Consider the following 20864-nt stretch of genomic DNA (forward strand, 5'->3'; position numbering starts at 1 on the left):
CCCTGGCGGGGGGATGTGCACGTGGTCAGGGGCGTTGCCCCGGCTCGTCGACGACGGCGCGACGCAGCACGGCCGTATCACTGAGGACCGTGCCCTTCTTCACGTCCGAGAAGTCCTCGCTGGCCACGCTCCGCTCACCCAGGAACTCGTGGGTCTCCTTGTCGAAGATCCACTCGTCCCGGCTGGGGTTGTCGGGGTCCTCCCGGGCGATCGCGACGCCCTTGCGGCCGGCGGCGTCGACCGCGTTCTCGATCACCGTCACGCCGGGGATCCTGGCAACCGCGCGGTAGAGCGCCGCGCTCTGCTCCGGCGGGACGATCGCATGCCGGATCAGGTCGCCGACGAACACGAACATGGCCTGGTAGGGCTCCTGATCGCTGTCGCGGGAACTGACCTCGCGCAGCCAGTCGTACATCTCGTCGGGGTCGGTGGGCAGGGTCGCCAGGTGCTTGTAGTTGGGGGCGTACTCGTAACCCCGCTCGCCGGGCTGGGCGTCGGGGTCCCGCGGCCACTCGCCGCGGCCCGTCTCCCGCATCAGCCCCTCGCGCGTGCCGTCCGCGGAATGCCATACCTCCAGCCGGTGCAGCGGCTGGATCTTCGTCTTCATACCCTCCCCGGTCTGGGAGTAGGAGACCTTGCTGTCGGTGTACACGAACTGGTCGTCCCGGATCTCGCCGTACCGCCCGTCCTGATGCTCCGCCGCCAGCGCGATGTCCTCCAGCAGCGCCACCGCCTCCTTCGACGGGGGTGGGGCGGACTCGCCGGACGGCGTGGCGAGGGTGAGGGTGACCGCGGTGACGGCTGCCACGGTCCCGGCGATCAGTGCGGGGCGCAGCCATGGCCTGCGAACGGATCGTTCCTGCCGGATCTCGGTCATCAGATGCTCCTTGAGCAGTCGGTGACGGCCCGGCGGAAGGTCTCGTTCGGGAAGCTGGTTCATCGGTTTCCCTCCCTGATGGGCCTGACCGCGGTGGTGCGGTCACCCTTCATCTGTCCGCGCCCCGAAGGCGGTTCCATATGTTTCGCGAGCTTTGTTCGGGCACGGGAGAGCCGCGACCGTACGGTCCCCACCGGCACCCCCAGCGCCTCCGCCGCCGCCCGGTAATCCAGCCCCGCCCACACGCACAGCGCCAGCACCTCCCGCTCGGCCCGCCGCAGCTTCGACAAGGCTGTGCGTACGGCGGCCAGCTGTACGGCGTCGTCCAGTCGCCCGGCGACCTCGTCGGCGAAGTCCCGCACCGCCTCCTCGCGCGGCAGCCGCGCCATCGCCGCCGCGTGTCGTCGCGCGGCACGGCGGGTGTTGCGGGCCACGTTGGTGGCGATGCCCAGCAGCCAGGGACGTGGCGAACCGCCGTCCTCGTCCAACCGCTCCCGCAGCCGCCAGGCGTCCAGGAAGGTCAGCGAGACGACGTCCTCGGCGACCGTCCAGTCCGCCGTGAGCCGGTAGGCGTGGTTGTAGACGGAGCGTGCGTATGCGTCGAAGAGTTCGCCGAAGGCGTCGTGGTCCCCCGCGCGGATGCGTTTCCGCAGATTCGTGTCCACGTCTCTGTGCCTGTCCGTACGACGAAGGCCGGTTCCCGTGACTCAGGTCACAGGAACCGGCCTTTCACCGTACGGGAGTTCAGAACCCGGCGGACCGCAGGACGCCCAGGCCGACGTCGGCGTAGGAGTGCTTGCCGGAGACGAAGATGTTCACGCCGTAGTAGTTGAACAGCCAGCAGCCGAAGGCGAGCAGGGCCAGGTAGGCGGCCTTGCGGCCCTTCCAGCCGGCGGTGGCGCGGGCGTGCAGGTAGCCGGCGTAGGCGACCCAGGTGATGAAGGACCAGACCTCCTTGGGGTCCCAGCCCCAGTAGCGGCCCCATGCGTCGCCCGCCCAGATGGCGCCCGCGACGATGGTGAACGTCCACAGCGGGAAGGCGGCCGCGTTGATGCGGTAGGAGAACTTGTCCAGCGAGGCCGCGGCGGGCATCCGCTCCAGGACGGAGGTCGCGAAGCGGCCGGGCTTGCCGCCGCGGGCCAGCTTGTTCTCGTAGGAGTCGCGGAAGAGATAGAGGACCGTGCTGACCGCGGCCAGGTAGAACACCGCGCCGCAGAAGATCGCGGTGGAGACGTGGATGTACAGCCAGTACGAGTGGAGGGCGGGAACCAACTGGTCGCTGGCGGTGTACAAGACGGTGACGGCGAGACCGAGGTCGAGGAGGACCGTGGTGATCAGGAACAGCCCGATCCAGCGGACGTTCTTCTTCAGCGCCAGCAGCAGGAGGTACACACCGACGGCGACGGTGGAGAAGGTGATGTTGAACTCGTACATGTTGCCCCACGGCGCCCGCTCCACCGAGAGGGCCCGCGAGAGCACCCCGCCGAACTCGAGCAGAAAGGCGAGCACGGTGAGGGAGATGGCGATACGGCCGTAGAGGTCGCCCTTCTCGGTCCCCCCGTGCGCCCCGGGACCGTCCGGCACGTCCCGCGCCCCGGCCTGCGCCCGCACCGTGACCTGCGGCCGCTCGAGGACGGCGGTGCCGCCGGCCTTCTTGACGGTCACGGCCGGGCCGCCCGCCTTGGCCGCCGCCGTCTTGGCGGGGGTGAGCGCGGCGGCGGTGCGGGCGACCTTGCTGCGGCTGCCGAAGAGCCATTCGGCGATGTACGCGAAGAAGGCCAGGGTGTAGACGGCCATCGCGGAGTAGATCAGCGTGTTGCTGAGATTCGCGAGGCTTTCGTTCGTCGCGGCGGCGAGAGTCACTTCGGGTCAGACCCTTCGGCAGGTACGGGGGATTCTGAGGGGTCGTCGGCATCGGGCGCACCCGGTGCCTTCTCGTAGAGGATCGCGGCGAGGTCGCCCAGCTCCTCGGGCACCTTGGCGGACTCGCTGCGGCCGAGCCCGGCCATCTCCACCACGGTGACGCCGTCCGGGCCCTCGGTGGCCCGCACCCACACCCGTCGGCGCTGCACGAACAGGGAGGCGGACAGACCCAGGATCGCCACGACGGAACCGGCGAGCGCCCACAGGCCGCCCGGCTCCTGCACGACCTGGAATCCGGCCCACTCCCTGACCTCCCGCTCGAAGGTGATCGAGCCGGCGCCGTTCGGCAGCGTCAGGGTGTCGCCGGGCCTCAGCTGCTTCTTCAGCAGCTCGCCCTTGGCGTTCTTGAACTCCTTGAGGTGGGTCTTGTCCAGCTGGTACACGCTCTGCGGGAGTCCGGAGTTCACGCCGAGGTCGCCGTGGTAGGCGGAGACCGCGAGCACCGGGTTCACCAGCGCGGGGAACTGCGACAGCATCGTGCCGCCGCCGTAGGTCGGCAGGAAGAACAGGTTGAAGCCGAGCTGCTCGCTCTTGCCCTTGGCGTTCTTGTAGCCGTCCATCACCTTGACCACACCGGAGGAGGTGACGTTGCCGTCGAGCGGCAGGAGGGGCACGGCGTCCTGGTAGACGATCTCGCCCTTGCCGTCCCGGACGGTGACGACGGGTGCGTAGCCGTGGCTGACCAGGTAGACCTTGGCGTCGCCGATCTCCAGCGGCTCGTTGACCTCGACGGTGGTCCGGCGCTCCTTGCCGTAGGCGCCGATGCTGTAGGTCAGGTCGGCCTGGTAGGTGCGCGGGGTGCCCCGGTTGGGGCCGGAGGTCTCGTAGGTGCCGGTGAAGTTCTTCAGGTCGAAGCTGAACGGCTCCAGGTCGTCGTTGCTGAAGAGGCTGCCGGACTTGAAGTCGTCGTACATGGGGAGCGCGTTGGAGAACCCGTCCCCCTCCACCATCAGCCTGTTGCCCTCGGACTTGAACAGCTGGCCCCAGCCGAAGGCGATGAGCAGCACGATCAGCGCGATGTGGAAGGCGAGGTTGCCGGCCTCGCGCAGATAGCCCTTCTCGGCGGCGACCGCGTCACCGGCGACATGGGCGCGGAAGCGGCGGCCCTTGAGCAGCGCGAGCGCGGCCTCGCGGACCTCCTCCGGCTTCGCCTCCGTACGCCAGGTGGTGTGGGCGGGCAGCCGGGTCAGCCGCTTGGGGGCGGCCGGCGGGCGGCTGCGCAGCTGGCCGACGAACTGCCAGGTGCGCGGGACGATACAGCCGATGAGGGAGACGAACAGCAGGATGTAGATCGCGGAGAACCACACCGAGCTGTAGACGTTGAAGAGGCCGAGCTTGTCGTAGAGCGGCGCGAGGGTGGTGTGCTGCTCGCGGAAGTCCTCGACCTTGGTGGCGTCGATGCCGGTCTGCGGGATCAGCGAGCCGGGGATCGCCGCGAGCGACAGCAGCAGAAGCAGCAGAAGCGCCACCCGCATCGAGGTGAGCTGCCGCCAGAACCAGCGGAACCAGCCGATCACGCCCAGCGCGGGCAGGTTCGGGGCCTCCTCGCGGGGCGCGGTGGACAGCCGGGCACCGGCGGCACCGTGGTCCTGGACCTGGTCGTCCTGGCCTTTGTCCCGGCCCTTGTCCTGGCCCTCGGGGGCGCTGGTTGTCGTCTTGCTCATGGATCAGATCCCCACAACGAAGCCGTCGGACCAGACCTGCATCTCCTGGACGATGCGGTCCCACGCGCCGGTCAGCAGCAGCACACCGGTCGCGATCATCATGGTGCCGCCGATGCGCATCACCCAGACATAGTGGCGCTTGATCCAGCCGAAGGCGCCGAGGGCCTTGCGGAAGGCGACCGCGGCGAGCACGAAGGGCAGGCCGAGACCGAGGCAGTAGGCGACGGTCAGCAGGGCGCCGCGGCCCGCGCTCGCCTGCTGCATCGCCAGCGCCTGCGCCGAGGCGAGGGTCGGGCCGATGCACGGCGTCCAGCCGATGCCGAACAGCGCGCCCAGCACGGGCGCCCCCGCGAGCCCGGTCACCGGCCGCTTGTGGAAGCGGAACTCGCGCTGGGTGAGCCAGGGCATCAGGCCCATGAAGAAGACACCCAGGACGATCATGAGGACGCCGAGCACCCGGGTCAGGACGGTCTGCTGCTCCCGCAGGCTCTCGCCGAAGTAGCCGAACAGCGCCCCGCCGGAGACGAAGACGGCGGTGAAGCCCAGCACGAACAGCGAGGCACCGGCGACCATCCGGCCGCGCCGGGCCTCGGCGAGATCGGTGCCGGTGACTCCGGTGACGTACGACAGATAGCCGGGGACGAGCGGCAGGACGCACGGGGAGAAGAAGGAGACGAGTCCGCCGAGGACGGCGATCGGCAGGGCGAGCAGCAGCGCCCCGTTCAGCACGGTCTGGTTCGGGTCGGTGACCGCGGCGAGAGTGGCGGTCACGTCACTTCTCCGCCAGGACCGGCTCGATCATGCTGCGCAGCTTCTCTTCGCTCAGCGCCTGCAGAGCCCGCGCCGCGATCTTCCCCTCGCGGTCGACGACCAGCGTGGAGGGGACGAGCTGCGGGTTGAGCGTGCCCTTCTCGAAGCGCAGCAGCAGCTTGCCCGTGGGGTCGTAGAGGCTGGGGTAGGTGATCCCCTGCTCCTTCTCGAAGGCGACCGCGGGGGTGGTGCTGGTGTCGCGGGTGTTGATGCCGACGAACTCGACGCCCTGGTCCTTGACGTCCTTGTAGACCTTCTCGAAGTGCTTGGCCTCGACCCGGCAGGGCCCGCACCAGGAGCCCCACACGTTCAGCACGAGCACCTTGCCCTTGAAGTCGGCGGTGCTGAGCGGGTCACCGTGGATGGTCTTGCCGGACAGCTCGGGCGCCTGGCCGCGCTCGCCCTTCGCGGCCTTGGCGATGCCGTCGTTCCCGGTGACGAAGTTGGTGTTGCCGCCGCCGCCCGAGGTTCCCCCGGACGTACAGGCGGACAGCGTCAGCGCGGTGACGACGGCACCGGCGGCGAGCAGGGTGGTACGGCTGACGGCACTCATGTGAAAAGTTTCGCATGCCCGTTCAGGGGATCTTGGGCACCCCCCTTACTGACGCAAACCCCCATTTCAGAACCGCTTCCAGCCCCCGGCCGGCGCCTGCCCCACCTCCAGCGTGCGCAGCTTGGCCAGCACCTCGGGCCGCTGCACGTCCAGCCAGTCCGTGAACTGCCGGAAGGAGACCAGCCGTACGTCCTCGCCCTTCTCCTTCTCCCGGGCGATGTGCTTCAGCGCCTCCTCGACGGCGTCCATGTAGATGCCGCCGTTCCACTGCTCGAAGTGGTTGCCGATGAAGAAGGGTGCGCGATTTGTCTCGTACGCCCGCTTGAATCCCTGTATGTACGCCTGCGCCGACTGCTCCCGCCAGCCCGGGTAGTTGTGGGCGGGCGCGTTCGTGGAGTTCAGGGACTGGTTGGCGAGCATGTTGTAGTCCATGGACAGGACCTCGAACGAGCGCCCGGGGAAAGGTATCTGCTGGAGCGGAAGGTCCCAGATGCCCTGCTTCTTCACCGGCCAGACCTGACGCCCGCCGGGCGAGGAGGCGTCATAGCGCCAGCCCAGCTCCCGCGCGACCGGCAGCAGCCGCTCCTGCCCCAGCAGACAGGGCGTACGGCCGCCGACCAGCTCCTTGTCGTAGTCGAAGGGCAGCGGCGGCAGATCGGTCCACCCGCTGTTGGTCTTCCACTCCTTCACGAACGCCTTCGCCTGGTCGATCTCGCTGCGCCACTGTTGCGACGTCCAGTGGGCGACCGAGCCGTGGCCCTCACCGCAGAAGTGGCCGTTGAAGTGGGTGCCGATCTCGTGCCCCTCGAGCCAGGCGCGGCGGACGTTCTTCAGCGTGTCCTTGATGTGGTCGTCGGTGAGATAGCCGATGTCGGAGGCGCCGCGCGGGTTGTTCGGCGGGTCGTAGAGCCGCTTCTTCGACTCGGGCAGCAGATACAGCCCGGAGAGGAAGAAGGTCATGTGCGCGCCGTGCTCCTTCGCCAGGTCGAGGAAGCGCGGGAAGAGCCCGTTGCCGACCTCGCCGGCCCCGTCCCAGGAGAAGACGACGAACTGCGGCGGGGTCTGCCCCGGCTCCAGGGGCTCCGGGGCCGGGGGCTGGTGGGGCTGCTTGCCGGTGTAGGCGGTGGAGCCGTCGCCGATGGGGCGGACGGGCGGGGAACTCGGCTTGTTTCCGCCCTTGCCGGAACCCCCGGCATGCCCGACCCCCTCTGAGGGGGTGTGGTTGATCCCGCATCCGGCGATGCCGAGCGCGGCGGCGGCCCCCGCCCCGAGTCCGATCGCTCCCCTGCGGCTGATGTGACGCATGCCATCCCCGTCCGTCGTGCGCTGTGGTGGTCACCCACTCAGAGGGCATGACGAACGGGGAGGTTGCCCCGGATTATCCGCTTTTCGTAACGCTTTCCGTCACAGGGAGTCTGCCGACAAGAGGCCATACGCCCCGAAGACCTACGCCCCGAAAGCCTTGTCCTTCCCCTTCACCGGCTTGGCACCGGCGAGGAGATGGGCGGGCACGAGATCGCGGGCGGGCTCGGAGTACCCGACGGAGACGATCCGGTCGCCCTCGTAGGTGAAGGACGTCAGCGAGGCGAGGGTGCACTGCCGGCGGCGCGGGTCGTGCCACAGCCGCCGCCGCTCGACGTACGATCGCACGATCCAGATCGGCAGCTGATGGCTGACCAGCACGGCCTCGTGCCCGCGGGCGGCGTCCTTGGCGGCGTCCAGCGCGCCCATCATCCGCACGACCTGGTCGATGTACGGCTCGCCCCACGACGGCTTGAACGGGTTGACCAGGTGCTTCCAGTTCTCGGGCCGCTTGAGGGCGCCGTCCCCGACACCGAAGGTCTTGCCCTGGAAGACGTTGTCGGCCTCGATCAGCCGCGCGTCGGTGGCGATGTCCAGTCCGTGCGCCTTGGCGATCGGCTGCGCGGTCTCCTGCGCCCGCTCCAGCGGCGAGGAGCAGACGTAGGTGATGTCCCGGGAGGCCAGGTGCTCCGCGACCCGGTCGGCCATCCGCCGCCCGAGGTCGGACAGGTGGTACCCGGGCAGCCGCCCGTACAGGATCCCGTCCGGATTGGCGACCTCGCCGTGGCGCATCAGATGGACGACGGTGATCTCACTCATCGCTCGGTCGCCTCCGCCGCCGCTCGGGCCGCCGCCGGAAGGGCGTCGGCGATCCGCTGGACGGCCCGCTCGTCGTGGGCCGTGGACACGAACCAGGACTCGAAGGAGGACGGCGGCAGGTAGACGCCGTTCGCCAGCATCGCGTGGAAGAACGCGGTGAAGCGGAACGACTCCTGCGCCTTGGCGTCGTCGTAGTTGCGCACCGGGCGGTCGGTGAAGAAGACGGAGAACATGTTGGAGGCGTTCTGCAGCGTGTGCGCGACGCCCTCCTTCGTCAGCGCCTCGCTCACCAGCGCCTGGATGTGCTGCGAGACGGCGTCGACCTTGGCGTACGCCGCGTCGTCGAGCAGCCGCAGCTGGGCGAGGCCCGCGGCGGTGGCGACCGGGTTCCCGGAGAGGGTGCCGGCCTGGTAGACGGGCCCGGCGGGCGCGAGATGCGCCATGACGTCGGCTCGGCCGCCGAAGGCGGCGGCGGGGAACCCACCGCCCATGACCTTCCCGAAGGTCATGAGGTCGGGGACCACCCCGTCGACCCCGAACCAGCCGGCGCGGCTGGTCCGGAACCCGGTCATGACCTCGTCGGAGATGTAGAGAGCACCGTTCTCGGCACAGACGTCCTTGAGGCCCTGGTTGAACCCGGGCATGGGCGGCACGACGCCCATGTTGCCGGGCGAGGCCTCGGTGATGACGCAGGCGATCTCACCGGGGTGGGCGCGGAAGGCCTCCCGTACGGCGTCGAGATCGTTGTACGGCAGCACGATGGTGTCCCCGGCCTGCGCACCGGTGACCCCGGGCGTGTCGGGCAGCGCGAAGGTGGCGAGCCCGGACCCGGCGGAGGCGAGCAGCGCGTCGACGTGCCCGTGGTAGCACCCGGCGAACTTGATCACCTTGGACCGCCCGGTGAACCCACGGGCGAGCCGGATGGCCGACATGGTCGCCTCGGTCCCACTGGAAACGAGCCGCACCTGCTCGACGGGAGCGACCCGTGCGACGATCTCCTCGGCGAGCGCGACCTCGCCCTCACCCGGCGTACCGAAGGAGGTACCGCGGGCGACGGCCTCCTGCACGGCGGCGATGACCTCGGGGTGCGAGTGCCCGAGGATCATCGGCCCCCAGGAGCACACGAGGTCCACGTACTCGCGCCCGTCCGCGTCCGTCAGATACGGCCCCCTGCCGGACACCATGAACCGGGGCGTCCCGCCCACGGCCCGGAAGGCGCGCACCGGGGAGTTCACGCCGCCGGGCGTGACGGCCGCCGCACGGTCGAACAGGGCCTGCGAGACAGGCGCTTCGTATGAATAAGGCAGTTCGCTCATGACCTGCGACTTCCCCGACTTCTCGGTCTCCGGTTGCTGGGTGACCTCCTCAGGGTAGGCGGCGGGAGAACCGAGCGTCCGCCCCACCCATCTGCGAGACTGGGCATGGCTTGGTCAGAGGGGCCGACTCCCGCCGCGAGGAACCTGGGGACTGGTGTTTCCCCGCACGTTTCGGCGCGCGGCCGTGGGGGAGGTCACTGACACGATGATCGGGTTGCGCGGCGGGGGCCACGCGTCCTAGAAAAGCAGTCGGGTGGAGATATGCATCGCGGTGGCGGACTGGGCGAGGGGACTGATGACCTGGGTCCTCGACGTGCCCGGCGGGGAAGGCACCGACGCGACGCGGAGGACACGACCGAAGCACGTCAGCAGGCGCGGGATCTACCGAGTGAACCAGAGCGGGTCGACCGCCGTATGGACGGACGGATCGACCGCCTCCGGGCGGGGAGCAGGAATGGTGGTCGGGTGGGGGTGACGTACAAGTACTTCGGCGCGCCGGACGGCGCGACCGCGGCCCGCGTCCCGATCTCGATGCGCCCCGAGGAACTCGGCGGCGACGAGCTCGGCATGAACGGCATGTTCACCAAGATCAAGCCGGAGACCATGGCCGCGATGGTCCTCACGGGCATCGAAGGCGTCCCGCTCCACAAGGTCCCGCCCCTGGAACTGGTGGTCCTCCACCCCGACTACGCGGTCGTGAAACTCCCCATGACGGTCGTCGACCCGCTGCGCGGCATCGGCGAGGAGGCGGTCGGCGCGGCGGCCTTCATCTGGTCGACGGTCCCGGACCGGGGCGGACCGCGGGACGCGTTCAACGTGTACCAGCTGCTGCACGAGTGGCAGGACTTCTCACACCGGCTGCACGAGGCGGGGCATCAGCCGTACTGCCTGGTGTGGCCCTGACCTGCGGTTTTCTCGGTCGGCGGGCGGGGTTTCCGGACCCCGCCTTCGTCATGTGCCGGGAGGGGCCGTCAGGCCGCCAGGGCACATTGAGGGCACGGGTCGAACCGTGCAGGAGCTTCAGCGCTACACCCTGCTGGAGACCGTCTACCGCCCGACGCAGGTGATCAGGGTCGTGCGCCAGCTGCGGGATGCAGGCACTGTGACGACCGAACCCCGTTCCATAAGCGCCAAGACACGGGTGTCAGCGGCGGTGAACCCGCCAAAGGCCGGCAAGACAGCAGAGCAGGGCGCCCTCTGGTGAACCGGTCCGCCAGGCCACCCTGGTCGGGTCTCACCGGATGTGCTTCGCCGGCTTGGTGCCGGCGTTGAGCAGGTACTCCAGGGGGCCGCGGCGGAAGAAGCGGGACCAGATCGCGGCGAACACGATCGCCCCGAGGATGAACATGAGCAGCGGCACCCAGGACTGCTGGGTGCTGGTCCCGGCGGGCACGGACAGCGCGGACTGTGCGAGGAAGTGGCCGACGTAGGCGGTCAGGGACATGGTGCCCACGGCGATGACCGGTTTGGCCAGCCGGCGCAGTCGCGGCAGGCGGTCCATCGCCACCGTTGCCCCGACGATCACGAGGATCGCGACCCCGACGCTGCCGATGATGTCGAACGTGGTGCCGCTGTGCGGCCCGGCCGTCAGGAGCATCGACGCCGGCATGTCGGGGAACGACCCGCTGTCGAGGGGTACCGATCCGCTGTCGAGGGGCATGGAACCGGAGCCGCCGGATGATGACCCGTCTTCGGCCGTGCTCCGCAACGCGTCCTTGCCGGCGAGCAGCAAGGACATGCCGTACGCGGTGACGGTGAGGGTGGCACCGAGCGCGGCCAGGCGGCGCTGGACAGTGCCGGAGGACAGGTCGAGGCGGCCCAGTGCCATGCCCGCGGTCACGAACGACATCCACGTGAGCGCCGGGTAGAAGCCGGTGAGCAGCAGATCGAGCACTCCCACCTCGCTGAGGCGGCGGAGCGGGTCGTAGGCGTTGATGCTCTGCTGGACCGACTCGCTCAGCAGCGAGGTCAGGGCGAAAGCCAGCTGCGGTGTGACGAGGGCGAACGCAGCCGCGATGATCGCGAGGGTCCTGGCGCGCAGTCGCACCAGGGGCAGGGCGAGGAGGAAGTAGACGCCGTAGAAGCCGAGGATGATCACTCCCCCGTACTCCATCGCCATCACGGTGCCCAGCGCCAGCAGGACGACGGCGCGGATCGCGATCCGGGCTTTCGCCTGCCGGCCGGCCAGACCGGTCTTGGGCTCGAGGCGGCCGGCGAGCAGCATCAGTGAGAACCCGGCGAGGGTGGCGAACAGGACCGACGAGTGACCGTCCGCCAGGTACCGGATCCAGCTGGCGACGCCGTCCGTGGCCGACAGCGGGGGGCCGATGTGCACGACGTACATGCCGAACACCGCCAGCGCGCGGGCCAGGTCCACCCCGACGAGGCGTCCCATGGAGGCACCGGGCGAGGCCGGCGCGGCGGACTCGAGGGAGGTTCGGGACGGCGGAGGCGAGTTCTCCTGCGGAGCTGATGTCTCCTGCGGCGCTGATGTCTCGTGCGGCGGCTGTGTCTGTGTCATACGGAGAACTTCGCGTGCACGTCAGGGGGCGGACCATCCGGCGGTCTTCGGTGAGGCCCCCGCCGATCGGCGGGTACCGCCCTGCCGACCGGCGGAGTCTCGGTCCCCGGCCGGTCCGGTACGACCGGACGGCTGTCTTCTTCAGCCACTCGGCGGGGATGGACCCGACGGTTGCCGGATGGGCGCGGGGCGGACGGGCTTCCAGGCTGGAGGCATGGCACACCGTGCGCGACGCAACGAGCGCGAGGACGTCCTCGGATCATCGGCCGACGTGACGGACCGTGACGCCGCCCCTGCGGGACCGCTGATGTGGTGCCCGGCACACTGCAGAAGAAAGGAATGTCGTGAACACCGCATCCGCCCCGACGACGGATGGAACTCCCCTGTCCACCCGAGAGACGATCAAGGCCCTGTACGCGTACGTCCGGCCGCACCGGTGGGCCGTCGCCCTCGGCCTGCTGTGCGCCCTCGTCGGGGCCGCCGGGGGGCTGCTGCAGCCGCTGGCCACGAAGACACTGGTGGACCGGCTCGCCTCCGGTGAGACCATCACCGGAATACTGATCGCGCTCACCGTCCTGGTCCTCCTGGGCACGGCGGTCGAGGCGTTCGGCGCGTACGTGCTGGAGCGGACGGCGGAGTCGGTGGTCCTGGCCGCGCGGCGCACCCTGGTGGGGCGGTTGCTGCGGTTGCGGATCGCGGAGTGGGAGCGGGTCCCGCCGGGTGATCTGATGTCCCGGGTCACCTCGGACACGACGTTGCTGCGGGCGGTCAGCACCCAGGCGGTCGTCTCCGCGGCCACCGGCGCGGTGGCCTTCGTGGCGGCGATCGTGATGATGGCGTTCCTGGACGTCGTACTCCTGGTTGTGACGCTCGGTGTGGTCGTGCTGGTCGGCGGGGCCACCGCGCTGGTGATGCCACACATCGCACGCGCCACCGAGCGGGCGCAGGAGGCGGTCGGGGAGATCTCCGTCGCGCTGGAGCGGTCCCTCGGGGCGTTCCGCACGGTGAAGGCGTCCGGTGCCGAGGAGCGGGAGACCGCCCGGGTGGAGGCGGCGGCGCGGCGGGCGTGGCGGCACGGCGTGAAGAGCGCGAAGTGGGAGGCCGTGGCGGGCTCGGCGGACGAACTCGCCGTCCAGCTGGCCTTCCTGGCAGTGCTCGGGGTCGGCGGGGCGCGGGTGGCGTCCGGGGAGATTCCCGTGTCCACCCTCATCGCCTTCCTGCTGTACCTCTTCTACCTGATCGAGCCGGTGTCCAAGCTGGTCGACGCCGTGTCCCACTATCAGGAGGGGGCCGCCGCGATCTCCCGGATCGCGCAGGTGGAACACCTGTCGACAGAGCCGGCCGGCCGCCGGACGGGCACCCTGCCCCGGCAGATGGCAACGGTGTCGGGTCCGGCGTCGGTCCGCTTCGAGGACGTGTCCTTCCGCTACCGTCCGGGCCTGCCGTACACCCATCGGCAGGTGAGCTTCGATGTGCCGCGCACCGGGATGACGGCCTTCGTCGGCCCCTCGGGCGCGGGTAAGTCGACGGTGTTCGCGCTCATCGAGCGGTTCCACGAGGCCACCGGCGGCCGAATCCTGGTCGACGGAAAGGACGTGCGGGACTGGTCCCTGGCCGAGCTGCGGTCCGCCATCGGGTACGTGGAACAGGACGCCCCGGTGCTGGCCGGCACACTCAGGGAGAACCTGGTCTTCGCCGCGCCCGCCGCGACGGACGACGACATCCGCGACGTCCTGGCCCGGACGAAGCTCGACGCCCTCGTCGAGCGCCTGCCCCACGGCCTGGACACCCCGGTCGGGCACCGCGGCTCGAAGCTGTCGGGTGGCGAGCGGCAGCGCGTCGCCATCGCCCGCGCCCTGCTGCGGAGGCCCCGGCTGCTGCTCCTGGACGAGGCGACCTCGCAGCTGGACGCCGTCAACGAGCTCGCGCTGCGGGACGTCGTCACGGAGGTGGCCCGGGAGACCACCGTGCTGGTGGTGGCCCACCGCCTGTCGACGGTGACCGGCGCCGACCGGATCGTCGTCATGGAATCCGGCCGGGTCCGCTCGGTGGGCACCCATGAGGAACTGGTGGCCCAGGACCGGCTGTACGCGCGGCTGGCGGCCACCCAGCTCCTGACCCCCGCGCGATGACCCACCAGAACAGCAGGAAGTTCCGGTCGGTCAGTCCGCGCCGAGCGGGATCCGCAGCCGCACCCGGTAGCCGCCCTCGGCTGTCGCGCCCGACTCCAGGGTTCCGTGCAGGATGTCGGCCCGTTCCCGCAGGCCGATCAGGCCCTGCTGCGAGCCGGGCAGGGACAGGGAGGGACGCGTGGGCGCGGTGTTGGTGACAGTCACCCCGACGTCGTCGCCGTCCTGCCACAGTTCGACGCGGGCCGCGGCGCCGGGGGCGTGCTTGCGTACGTTGGTCAGCGCCTCCTGGACCGTGCGGTAGATGGCTCGTTGGGCGGGGGTGCCCACGGCGGGCGGGAGCTCGCCGGTCAGTTCCGCGTGAGTGCCGCTTGATTCCACCAGTTTGTGGAGGTCGGCGAGAGTGGGCTGAGGCGTCAGCTCGGTGGCGCGACCGCCGGAGGCGCGCAACAGCGTGACCATGGTGCGCAGTTCGTCGAGCGTGGTGACGCTCAGCGAACGGATCGTGCGGGCGGCCTCCTTGGCGTCCGCGTCCTTGGTGGCGACCTGGAGGGCTCCGGCCCGTACGGCGATCAGGCTGACCTGGTGGGAGACCACGTCGTGCATCTCCCGGGCCAGCTGGGCGCGTTCACGGGCGAGCACGGCCTGGGCGTGCAGGGCCCGCTCGTGTTCCCTGGCCTCCTCGATCTCGTCCAGCCGCCGCGCCAGGTCCCGTTGTGCCTGGAGGAGCTGGCCGAAGAGGACCGGGGCGGCGGAGGTCGCCAGGCCGTACACGAAGAAGACCAGCGTCATGGTCCGGTCGGCCTCGGCCAAGGGCCACGGGGTACTGCCCGCGACGGCGGCCAGGGCGACGCACACCGCGAGGAGACGGCGGTTGCGGGAGCGCTCGGCCAGGGTGAACAGCGCCACGAGCACAGCGACGGCGACATCCTGCATCAGCGCGATGGGCAGGGTGAGCAGGAACACGGCGAGCGGGAACCGGCGCCGGAAAGCCAACGCTGCGCAGCCGACCGCGGCCAGCGAGACCCCGAGGCCCGTGTGCTCCCACATGTTCAGCCATACGTCCACGGCCGCCACCGCCACCAGAAGGACGTCGACGACCGGAGTGGGAACCCGCTTCCCAGCAGCTGCGGCGCGGCTCATCGTCCGGCCTGCGACTGCGGGCGCTCGTCGAGCAGTCCGGCCTGCGACTGCGGGCGGTCGTCGAGCAGTCCGGCCCGCTGCGCCAGCAGCGCGGCCTGCACCCGGCTCGTCACCCGCAGCTTCGTGAGGATCGCGCTGACGTGGTCCTTGACCGTACCGGCGCTCAAGTGGATGCGCGCCCCGATGTCCGCGTTCGACAGGCCCTCAGCCACCAGGACAAGGACATCGCGTTCCCGGGCGGTGAGCAGCCGGACGCGGGCCGCCTCCTCGTCGACGGCCGCCCCGCCGGGGTGGTTGCGCAGCAGTGTCCGCGACGCCTTGGGGGACAGCACGATGCCGCCCGCGGCAAGGGTGCGCACCAGGTGGGCGAGCTGCTCCGGCTCGGTGTCCTTGAGGAGGAAACCGGCTGCCCCGGAGTGCAGCGCGGTCAGGATGTACTCGTCGGCGTCGAACGTGGTCAGCATCGCCACCACCGGCGGATCCGGCATCGCGCGCAGCTCGCGCAGGACGGTGAGCCCGTCGACGTCCGGCATCCGGATGTCCAGCAGGACCACGTCGGGCCGCTCCCGGCGCACGGTTTCCACGGCACCGCCCCCGCCGGCGGTCGCGACGACCTCGATGTCCTCGGCCGCGCCCAGAATGAGTTCGAAGCCGGAACGGACCAGTGCCTCGTCGTCCACCACCACTACCCGGATCACGCGCTCCGCCTCATCTTCGTCCATGCTGCCCGGCCCATGCCGACTCGACCCTAAAGCCACTGCACAGACCCGACAGCCAGACAGACGGCAGCCCCAGCCACCCGGCGGGGCAGCTCCCTCCAATCGGCAGGGACATCACAGCCTTCTGCCGGCTCATCAAGGCCCCATGGGCGCCAAATCCGGGCATGAATACCTGCCCCGGCACGTGTCCCGAGGGCACATCCAGGGCACATGAGCCCGGGAAACTGCGTTGACCGGTGAGAACCACCGAGAGGAGTTTCGGCAGGTCAACGCCGTTCCACCCGAGAAACCCCAGGTCAGCACCTCGCCCGTCCCACTCGCTGCACGAGTGGCAGGACTTCTCGCACCGGCTGCATGAGGCGGGGCATCAGCCGTACTGCCTGGTGTGGCCCTGAGCCGGGTGCACGCTTCGTCGCGCCGCGCAGGCGGCGTTCTTCGGACGGGCTAATCCGGCGCGCCGGAACCGCCGCTGCCGCAGAGGCTGAGGGCTAGGGCCTGTCTTCCGGATCAGGCCGGCTGCAAGAAGCGGTGCGTCTTGGCCGACCCGAGCGGGGTCTGGTGCGTGCAGCTGCAAGGCGGAGGAGGGAGTCGACGCGGAGCGTCGGCGACCGACGACAACGCGGCAGATGCACGTGCCAGGGCCCGCGACGCCGGTCTGATCCGGAAGACAGGCCCTAGGGCCCGCGACGCCGGGCCGATCCGAACGACAGGGCCCAGGTCCCCGCGCGAGATCGGAGTCCGTGCCTGTGAGTACCGCAGTCCTGCGCATCGCGGTCGTCGGCGACTGCCCCCTCGTCCGGCACGGCATCTCGCATCTGATCGACACCGCTCCCGACCTCCAGCTGGTCGCCACCGCGTCGTCGGTCCAGGACGCGGACGGCAGTCTGACGGGCGCCGACGTGGTCCTCATGGACCTTCTGCAACCGCGGAGGCGGCTCGCCGCGACCGTGGCGGAGCTGCGGAAGCGGGGGCACGCGGTCATCGTCGCGTCGTCCTCCGCGGAGATCGACGCGGTGGAGATCATCCGGGCCGGTGCCGGCGGATGTCTGGGCCGGCAGGCCGAGGGGGACGAGTTGCTGACCGCGATCCGGGTCGTGGGGTCGGGCCGTACATACGTGTCCGCCGGGGTCGACGCCCTGCTGAAAGAGACCCCTCGTCTCACCGACCGCGAGCAGGAAGTGCTGCGGCTGCTCGCGCGGGGCTGGACCGATCAGGAGATCGCCGCGGAACTCCGTATCAGCAAGCACACCGTGCATTCGCATCTCGACCGGATCGGCGAGAAGACGGGCACCCGACGCCGGTCCGACCTCACCCGGCTCGCCCTGGAGCAGGGCCTCACCGAGAGGGCGTAGACCTGCGCTGACGTGCTGCTTTGTGGGTAGTCCTACCCACCCTGGCGTGGGTAGGTGTCCCCCTTGACCCACGCACGTCAAAGCCACAGGTTGGTGAGGTAAGTCACACCACCGCGTCCCTCCGCATTCCGATCGCGGCGTGCGGCGCGGGACCGAAAGCTGGAGACATCATGCGCAAGCGCGCCACCATCATCGCCATCGCAGCGGCATTCCCCCTGACAGTCGGCAGCGCTCTCGCGGGGGCGGGCCCGGCCGCGGCCGACCCGGCCAAGGCGACAGTCACGGTCACGGGAGAGGTCGAAGACTGCGCTAACGGCAACTCCCCGAACCGGGTGACGATCGAGACGGAGGACGGCGACGAAACCCGCACGGACAAGAGCGGCGTAGCCGAGACGAACGAGTACTCGGTCAAGTTCACGAAGATCTCCAAGAAGGGCGACGCGGCGGTGGCCACCGTCACGTGCAAGGGCGGCGGCACCTACACGGACGAGTTCACGATCAAGCGCCCGAAGGGCACGGGTACCACCCAGACAAGGGACCTCGAGGCGCCGTAGAGCCCCCGGGACCCGGCCCGCCGCGCGCGTCAGCAGGAGCGCCTGTTTCACCGTTCGTCGATATCCCGCAGTCGCCACCTTGGCACCTGCTTCGACGAGTGTGAATATGGACGCATGTCGTCCACGGAAGTTCCCGCAGCGCCGATCCCCGTCGCCCCGTGCTGCCCGCCCCTCACCGAGCGCCCCTTCACCGCCGAGGAGGCCGAGACCGCCGCGCGGATGTTCAAGGCCCTCGGTGACCCGGTGCGGCTGCGGCTGTTCTCCTCGGTCGCCTCGCACCCCGGCGGCGAGGCGTGCGTGTGCGACATCTCCGACGTCGGCGTCTCCCAGCCGACCGTCTCGCACCACCTGAAGAAGCTGAAGGAGGCCGGCCTGCTCACCTCCGAGCGGCGCGGCACCTGGGTCTACTACCGGGTCGAGCCGTCCGTCCTCGCGGCCATGGGCAAGCTGCTCGTCGTCGCGCCCGTCGCCGCCTGATGCCCCGCCCGAGCAGCGTCACGGTCGCGCCCATGACCGACGCACACGCCGACGCCGTCCTCGCCATCTACCAGGCCGGGATCGACGAGGGGAACGCCACCTTCGAGACCACCGCGCCGACCTGGCAGGAGTTCGACAGCGCGAAGCTGCCCGAGCACCGCTTCGTCGCCCTCGACGAGCGCGGCGCGGTGCTCGGCTGGGTCGCCGCCACCCGCGTCTCCGACCGGTGCGCGTACGCCGGGGTCGTGGAGCATTCGGTGTACGTCGACCCCGGCGCCCGGGGGCGCGGAGTCGCCTCCACGCTGCTGAAGGCCCTCGTCGACTCCACCGAGGCGGCCGGCGTCTGGACCATCCAGTCCGGCGTCTTCCCGGAGAACACCGCCAGCCTCGCCCTCCACGAACGCGCCGGCTTCCGCGTCATCGGCACCCGCGAGCGCATCGGCCGCCACCACGGCCGCTGGCGCGACGTCGTCCTCCTGGAGCGCCGCAGCCCCCTGGTCGACTGAGCGTTCAGGCACCGCCCGCGGCGACCACCGTGAAGCCGATCACCGACCCGCCCCCGTCCCGCGCTCGCGCGAACGGCGTGCCCCCGTGCGCCATCGCCACCTCGCGGACGATGGACAGGCCCAGCCCGGAGCCGGGCAGCGACCGCGCGTCGGCCGCGCGGTAGAAGCGGTCGAAGATGCGGTCGAGGTCGGTGTCGCTGATGCCGGGGCCGCGGTCGAGAACCTCGACCCGGACCGGGCCGGCACAGCCCTGACCGGGGCCGGACAGCACCAGCTCGATGGGGGCCGTCCCCGCCCGGTCGAACTTCGCCGCGTTCTCCACCAGGTTGGACATGGCCCGGGTCAGCATCCCCGGCCGCCCCTCCACCGTCGTGTCACCGCCGACCCGCAGCGTGATCTCCCGGCCGGTACGGCGCCGGGCCAGCCCCACCACGTCCTCGGCGAGGTCGGCCAGGTCCACCCGCTGCGGCGGCTCGGTGTCGGACTGGCCGGCCGCGAGATCGACCAGCTCGTTGACCAGGTCGGTCAGTTCCCGGGCCTCCTGGCCGAGGTCGGCGACCAGTTCGGCGCGGGTGGCGGGCGGGAGTTCGTCGATCCGGCGGAGCAGGGAGATGTTCGTCCGCAGGGACGTGAGGGGCGTACGGAGTTCGTGGCCCGCGTCCTGGACCAGGCGGCGCTGGTCCTCCTCGGACTGGGCGAGCCGGCCGAGCATCCGGTCGAAGGCGCGGCCGAGCCGCCCCACCTCGTCGTGCCCGGTGACGGGCACCTCGATGCCGAGCCGCCGGGTGCGGGCGACGGCCTCGGCGGCGTCGGTGAGGATGACCAGGCGCCGGGTGATCCGCCGGGCCAGCCACCACCCGAACAGCCCGGCCCCGACGACCACGGCCGCCATCAGCAGCACCGTCCGCTGCTGGAGCGCCCGCAGCAGATCCTCGGTGTCACTGAACTCCTGCGCCACCTGCACCGCGCCCCGCCCGCCCCCGAGCGCGACGGTGGCGACGCGGTACACGTCGTCGCCGACGTCGACGTCCTCGTGCACGACGAGCTGCCCGGCGGTGCGCGCGGCGGCGACCTCCCGGTCGGAGCCCGTCACCGGCAGCCCCGGGTTGCCCTTGTCGACGATGCCGCCGTCCGGGCCCAGCACCTGTACGTCCGTACGGGCAGGGCGTACGAGGTCATGGCCCGGCGCCGAGGAGGAGAAGTCCGCCGGGCTCATCCGGTACTGCCGCACCTCGCCCCGCAGATCCCGCACGACCTCGTCGAACACCGACACCTGGTCGACCCGGACCAGCCGGGCGGCGGCGGTGTAGGAGAGGAACCCGACCAGGACGGTCACCACGGCCGTGACCGTCGCGAAGGACACCGCGAACGTGGTGCGCAGCGACACCAGCCGCGGCCGCCACCCCACTCAGTCCTCCCGCAGCACGTAACCCACGCCGCGCACCGTGTGGATCAGCTGCGGCGCGCCGGGCTGGTCGAGCTTGCGGCGCAGATAGCCGACGTAGACGGCGAGGTTCTTCGAGCCGGGCCCGAAGTCGTAGCCCCAGATGCGGTCGTAGATCGTGGCGTGGTCGAGGACGACCCCCGCGTTGCGCACCAGCAGTTCCAGCAGCTCGAACTCGGTGCGGGTCAGCTCCAGTTCGCGCTCGCCCCGCCAGGCGCGCCGCGCCCGCGGGTCCATCCGCAGCCCGGCGCCCTCGATCAGCCGACCCGCCTCGGGGGCCTTCACCGGCGGGGGAGGCGGATCGGCCGGCCCGTCGGTCTGCGGGGCGGTGCGGCGCAGCAGGGCGCGCAGCCGGGCGAAGACCTCCTCGACGTCGAAGGGCTTCACCACGTAGTCGTCGGCGCCGGCGTCCAGGCCCGCGATCCGGTCCGCGGTCTCCACCAGCGCCGTCAGCATCAGGATCGGCGTCCGGTCGCCCTCGGCGCGCAGCACCCGGCACACCTGGAGTCCGTCGATCCCCGGCATCATCACGTCCAGGACCAGCACGTCCGGCGGGGTGCGGTGCGCCTGCGCCAGTGCCTCGACGCCGTCGGCGACCGCGGTGACCCGGTACCCCTCCAGGGTCAGGGCCCGCTCCAGGGCGTGCCGGATCGCGCGGTCGTCTTCGGCGAGCAGAACAGTCGGGGCCACGCGTCCCAGTGTGGCAAAGCCGTACGGCCGTACGACCGGACGGCCGACGCCCGGCCCCGCTTCTT

Annotated in this window: 21 protein-coding genes; 7 read left to right on the top strand and 14 right to left on the bottom strand. The window is 70.7% G+C overall.

Annotated elements, in window-relative coordinates; all coding sequences use genetic code 11:
• Window positions 1-25: 25 nt before the first annotated feature.
• The 9 genes from ACZ42A_RS10225 to hemL all read right to left on the bottom strand — a co-directional run bounded on the left by ACZ42A_RS10225 (window position 26) and on the right by hemL (window position 9264).
• Complete coding sequence (locus ACZ42A_RS10225) at window positions 26-940, bottom strand: CU044_5270 family protein (RefSeq protein ID WP_468526699.1); 915 nt, start codon at window positions 938-940, stop codon at window positions 26-28.
• Window positions 937-1542, bottom strand: a complete 606-nt coding sequence (locus ACZ42A_RS10230) for an RNA polymerase sigma factor (protein WP_468526700.1) — start codon at window positions 1540-1542, stop codon at window positions 937-939. Before ACZ42A_RS10230 ends, ACZ42A_RS10225 begins: the two co-directional genes overlap by 4 nt.
• A 79-nt stretch (window positions 1543-1621) precedes the next feature.
• Window positions 1622-2740, bottom strand: a complete 1119-nt coding sequence (gene ccsB / locus ACZ42A_RS10235; RefSeq protein ID WP_468526701.1) for a c-type cytochrome biogenesis protein CcsB — start codon at window positions 2738-2740, stop codon at window positions 1622-1624.
• A complete protein-coding gene (gene resB / locus ACZ42A_RS10240) occupies window positions 2737-4464 on the bottom strand; it encodes a cytochrome c biogenesis protein ResB (protein WP_468526702.1) in 1728 nt (575 codons plus the stop codon). The genes ccsB and resB overlap by 4 nt, the downstream gene beginning before the upstream one ends.
• A 3-nt stretch (window positions 4465-4467) precedes the next feature.
• Complete coding sequence (locus tag ACZ42A_RS10245) at window positions 4468-5235, bottom strand: cytochrome c biogenesis CcdA family protein (RefSeq protein ID WP_468526703.1); 768 nt, start codon at window positions 5233-5235, stop codon at window positions 4468-4470.
• Window position 5236: 1 nt separating this feature from the next.
• Window positions 5237-5827, bottom strand: a complete 591-nt coding sequence (locus ACZ42A_RS10250; protein ID WP_468526704.1) for a TlpA family protein disulfide reductase — start codon at window positions 5825-5827, stop codon at window positions 5237-5239.
• 66 nt (window positions 5828-5893) lie between these two features.
• Entirely contained in the window at window positions 5894-7132 is a 1239-nt protein-coding gene (locus ACZ42A_RS10255; RefSeq protein WP_468526705.1) for a polysaccharide deacetylase family protein, read from the bottom strand.
• Window positions 7133-7273: 141 nt separating this feature from the next.
• Complete coding sequence (locus ACZ42A_RS10260; protein WP_468526706.1) at window positions 7274-7948, bottom strand: histidine phosphatase family protein; 675 nt, start codon at window positions 7946-7948, stop codon at window positions 7274-7276.
• Window positions 7945-9264 (bottom strand): glutamate-1-semialdehyde 2,1-aminomutase, encoded by a 1320-nt coding sequence (hemL, locus tag ACZ42A_RS10265; RefSeq protein ID WP_468526707.1) that lies wholly within the window; start codon window positions 9262-9264, stop codon window positions 7945-7947. Before hemL ends, ACZ42A_RS10260 begins: the two co-directional genes overlap by 4 nt.
• 465 nt (window positions 9265-9729) lie before the next feature.
• Between hemL and ACZ42A_RS10270 the strand changes: the two genes are divergently transcribed.
• Window positions 9730-10167: a hypothetical protein gene (locus ACZ42A_RS10270; protein WP_003974483.1), complete on the top strand. Its 438-nt coding sequence runs from the start codon at window positions 9730-9732 to the stop codon at window positions 10165-10167.
• Window positions 10168-10273: 106 nt separating this feature from the next.
• On the top strand, window positions 10274-10468 hold the full coding sequence (locus ACZ42A_RS10275; protein ID WP_468526708.1) for a hypothetical protein: 195 nt from the start codon (window positions 10274-10276) through the stop codon (window positions 10466-10468).
• A gap of 30 nt (window positions 10469-10498) precedes the next feature.
• Here ACZ42A_RS10275 and ACZ42A_RS10280 read toward each other — a convergent pair whose 3' ends face one another.
• Window positions 10499-11659: a DUF418 domain-containing protein gene (locus tag ACZ42A_RS10280; RefSeq protein ID WP_468526709.1), complete on the bottom strand. Its 1161-nt coding sequence runs from the start codon at window positions 11657-11659 to the stop codon at window positions 10499-10501.
• 470 nt (window positions 11660-12129) lie between these two features.
• Here ACZ42A_RS10280 and ACZ42A_RS10285 point away from each other — a divergent pair, with 470 nt between their 5' ends.
• Complete coding sequence (locus ACZ42A_RS10285; protein ID WP_468526710.1) at window positions 12130-13917, top strand: ABC transporter ATP-binding protein; 1788 nt, start codon at window positions 12130-12132, stop codon at window positions 13915-13917.
• 30 nt (window positions 13918-13947) lie between these two features.
• Here the strand turns inward: ACZ42A_RS10285 and ACZ42A_RS10290 are convergent, their stop codons facing one another.
• Entirely contained in the window at window positions 13948-15057 is a 1110-nt protein-coding gene (locus ACZ42A_RS10290; RefSeq protein WP_468526711.1) for a sensor histidine kinase, read from the bottom strand.
• Complete coding sequence (locus ACZ42A_RS10295; protein ID WP_468526712.1) at window positions 15054-15779, bottom strand: response regulator; 726 nt, start codon at window positions 15777-15779, stop codon at window positions 15054-15056. The genes ACZ42A_RS10290 and ACZ42A_RS10295 overlap by 4 nt, the downstream gene beginning before the upstream one ends.
• 743 nt (window positions 15780-16522) lie before the next feature.
• Between ACZ42A_RS10295 and ACZ42A_RS10300 the strand changes: the two genes are divergently transcribed.
• The 4 genes from ACZ42A_RS10300 (at window position 16523) to ACZ42A_RS10315 (ending at window position 18665) form a co-directional block, all read left to right on the top strand.
• Complete coding sequence (locus tag ACZ42A_RS10300) at window positions 16523-17128, top strand: response regulator transcription factor (RefSeq protein WP_468526713.1); 606 nt, start codon at window positions 16523-16525, stop codon at window positions 17126-17128.
• Between the two features lie 170 nt (window positions 17129-17298).
• Window positions 17299-17682 carry a hypothetical protein gene (locus tag ACZ42A_RS10305; protein WP_468526714.1) on the top strand — a complete coding sequence of 128 codons (384 nt, stop codon included), beginning with the start codon at window positions 17299-17301 and terminating at the stop codon, window positions 17680-17682.
• Window positions 17683-17796: 114 nt separating this feature from the next.
• On the top strand, window positions 17797-18159 hold the full coding sequence (locus tag ACZ42A_RS10310) for an ArsR/SmtB family transcription factor (protein ID WP_468526715.1): 363 nt from the start codon (window positions 17797-17799) through the stop codon (window positions 18157-18159).
• Between the two features lie 32 nt (window positions 18160-18191).
• Window positions 18192-18665, top strand: a complete 474-nt coding sequence (locus ACZ42A_RS10315) for a GNAT family N-acetyltransferase (protein ID WP_468526716.1) — start codon at window positions 18192-18194, stop codon at window positions 18663-18665.
• A 4-nt stretch (window positions 18666-18669) separates the two neighbouring features.
• Here ACZ42A_RS10315 and ACZ42A_RS10320 read toward each other — a convergent pair whose 3' ends face one another.
• Window positions 18670-20073: a HAMP domain-containing sensor histidine kinase gene (locus ACZ42A_RS10320; protein ID WP_468526717.1), complete on the bottom strand. Its 1404-nt coding sequence runs from the start codon at window positions 20071-20073 to the stop codon at window positions 18670-18672.
• Window positions 20074-20799, bottom strand: coding sequence for a response regulator transcription factor (locus tag ACZ42A_RS10325; protein ID WP_468526718.1), 726 nt, complete (start codon window positions 20797-20799; stop codon window positions 20074-20076). It lies immediately after the preceding gene.
• Between the last annotated feature and the right edge of the window lie 65 nt (window positions 20800-20864).

It is taken from the genome of Streptomyces sp. NPDC030838 (genome assembly GCF_055572035.1).

What these genes read in the sequence shown, in the direction of transcription:
- ACZ42A_RS10250 (WP_468526704.1), bottom strand. Translation starts at nt 5,827, where the DNA reads ATGAGTGCCGTCAGCCGTACCACCCTGCTCGCCGCCGGTGCCGTCGTC.
- ACZ42A_RS10305 (WP_468526714.1), top strand. Translation starts at nt 17,299, where the DNA reads ATGCGCAAGCGCGCCACCATCATCGCCATCGCAGCGGCATTCCCCCTG.
- ACZ42A_RS10255 (WP_468526705.1), bottom strand. Translation starts at nt 7,132, where the DNA reads ATGCGTCACATCAGCCGCAGGGGAGCGATCGGACTCGGGGCGGGGGCC.
- resB (WP_468526702.1), bottom strand. Translation starts at nt 4,464, where the DNA reads ATGAGCAAGACGACAACCAGCGCCCCCGAGGGCCAGGACAAGGGCCGG.
- ACZ42A_RS10260 (WP_468526706.1), bottom strand. Translation starts at nt 7,948, where the DNA reads ATGAGTGAGATCACCGTCGTCCATCTGATGCGCCACGGCGAGGTCGCC.
- ACZ42A_RS10225 (WP_468526699.1), bottom strand. Translation starts at nt 940, where the DNA reads ATGAACCAGCTTCCCGAACGAGACCTTCCGCCGGGCCGTCACCGACTG.
- ACZ42A_RS10295 (WP_468526712.1), bottom strand. Translation starts at nt 15,779, where the DNA reads ATGGACGAAGATGAGGCGGAGCGCGTGATCCGGGTAGTGGTGGTGGAC.
- hemL (WP_468526707.1), bottom strand. Translation starts at nt 9,264, where the DNA reads ATGAGCGAACTGCCTTATTCATACGAAGCGCCTGTCTCGCAGGCCCTG.
- ACZ42A_RS10310 (WP_468526715.1), top strand. Translation starts at nt 17,797, where the DNA reads ATGTCGTCCACGGAAGTTCCCGCAGCGCCGATCCCCGTCGCCCCGTGC.
- ACZ42A_RS10290 (WP_468526711.1), bottom strand. Translation starts at nt 15,057, where the DNA reads ATGAGCCGCGCCGCAGCTGCTGGGAAGCGGGTTCCCACTCCGGTCGTC.
- ACZ42A_RS10315 (WP_468526716.1), top strand. Translation starts at nt 18,192, where the DNA reads ATGACCGACGCACACGCCGACGCCGTCCTCGCCATCTACCAGGCCGGG.
- ACZ42A_RS10280 (WP_468526709.1), bottom strand. Translation starts at nt 11,659, where the DNA reads ATGGGACGCCTCGTCGGGGTGGACCTGGCCCGCGCGCTGGCGGTGTTC.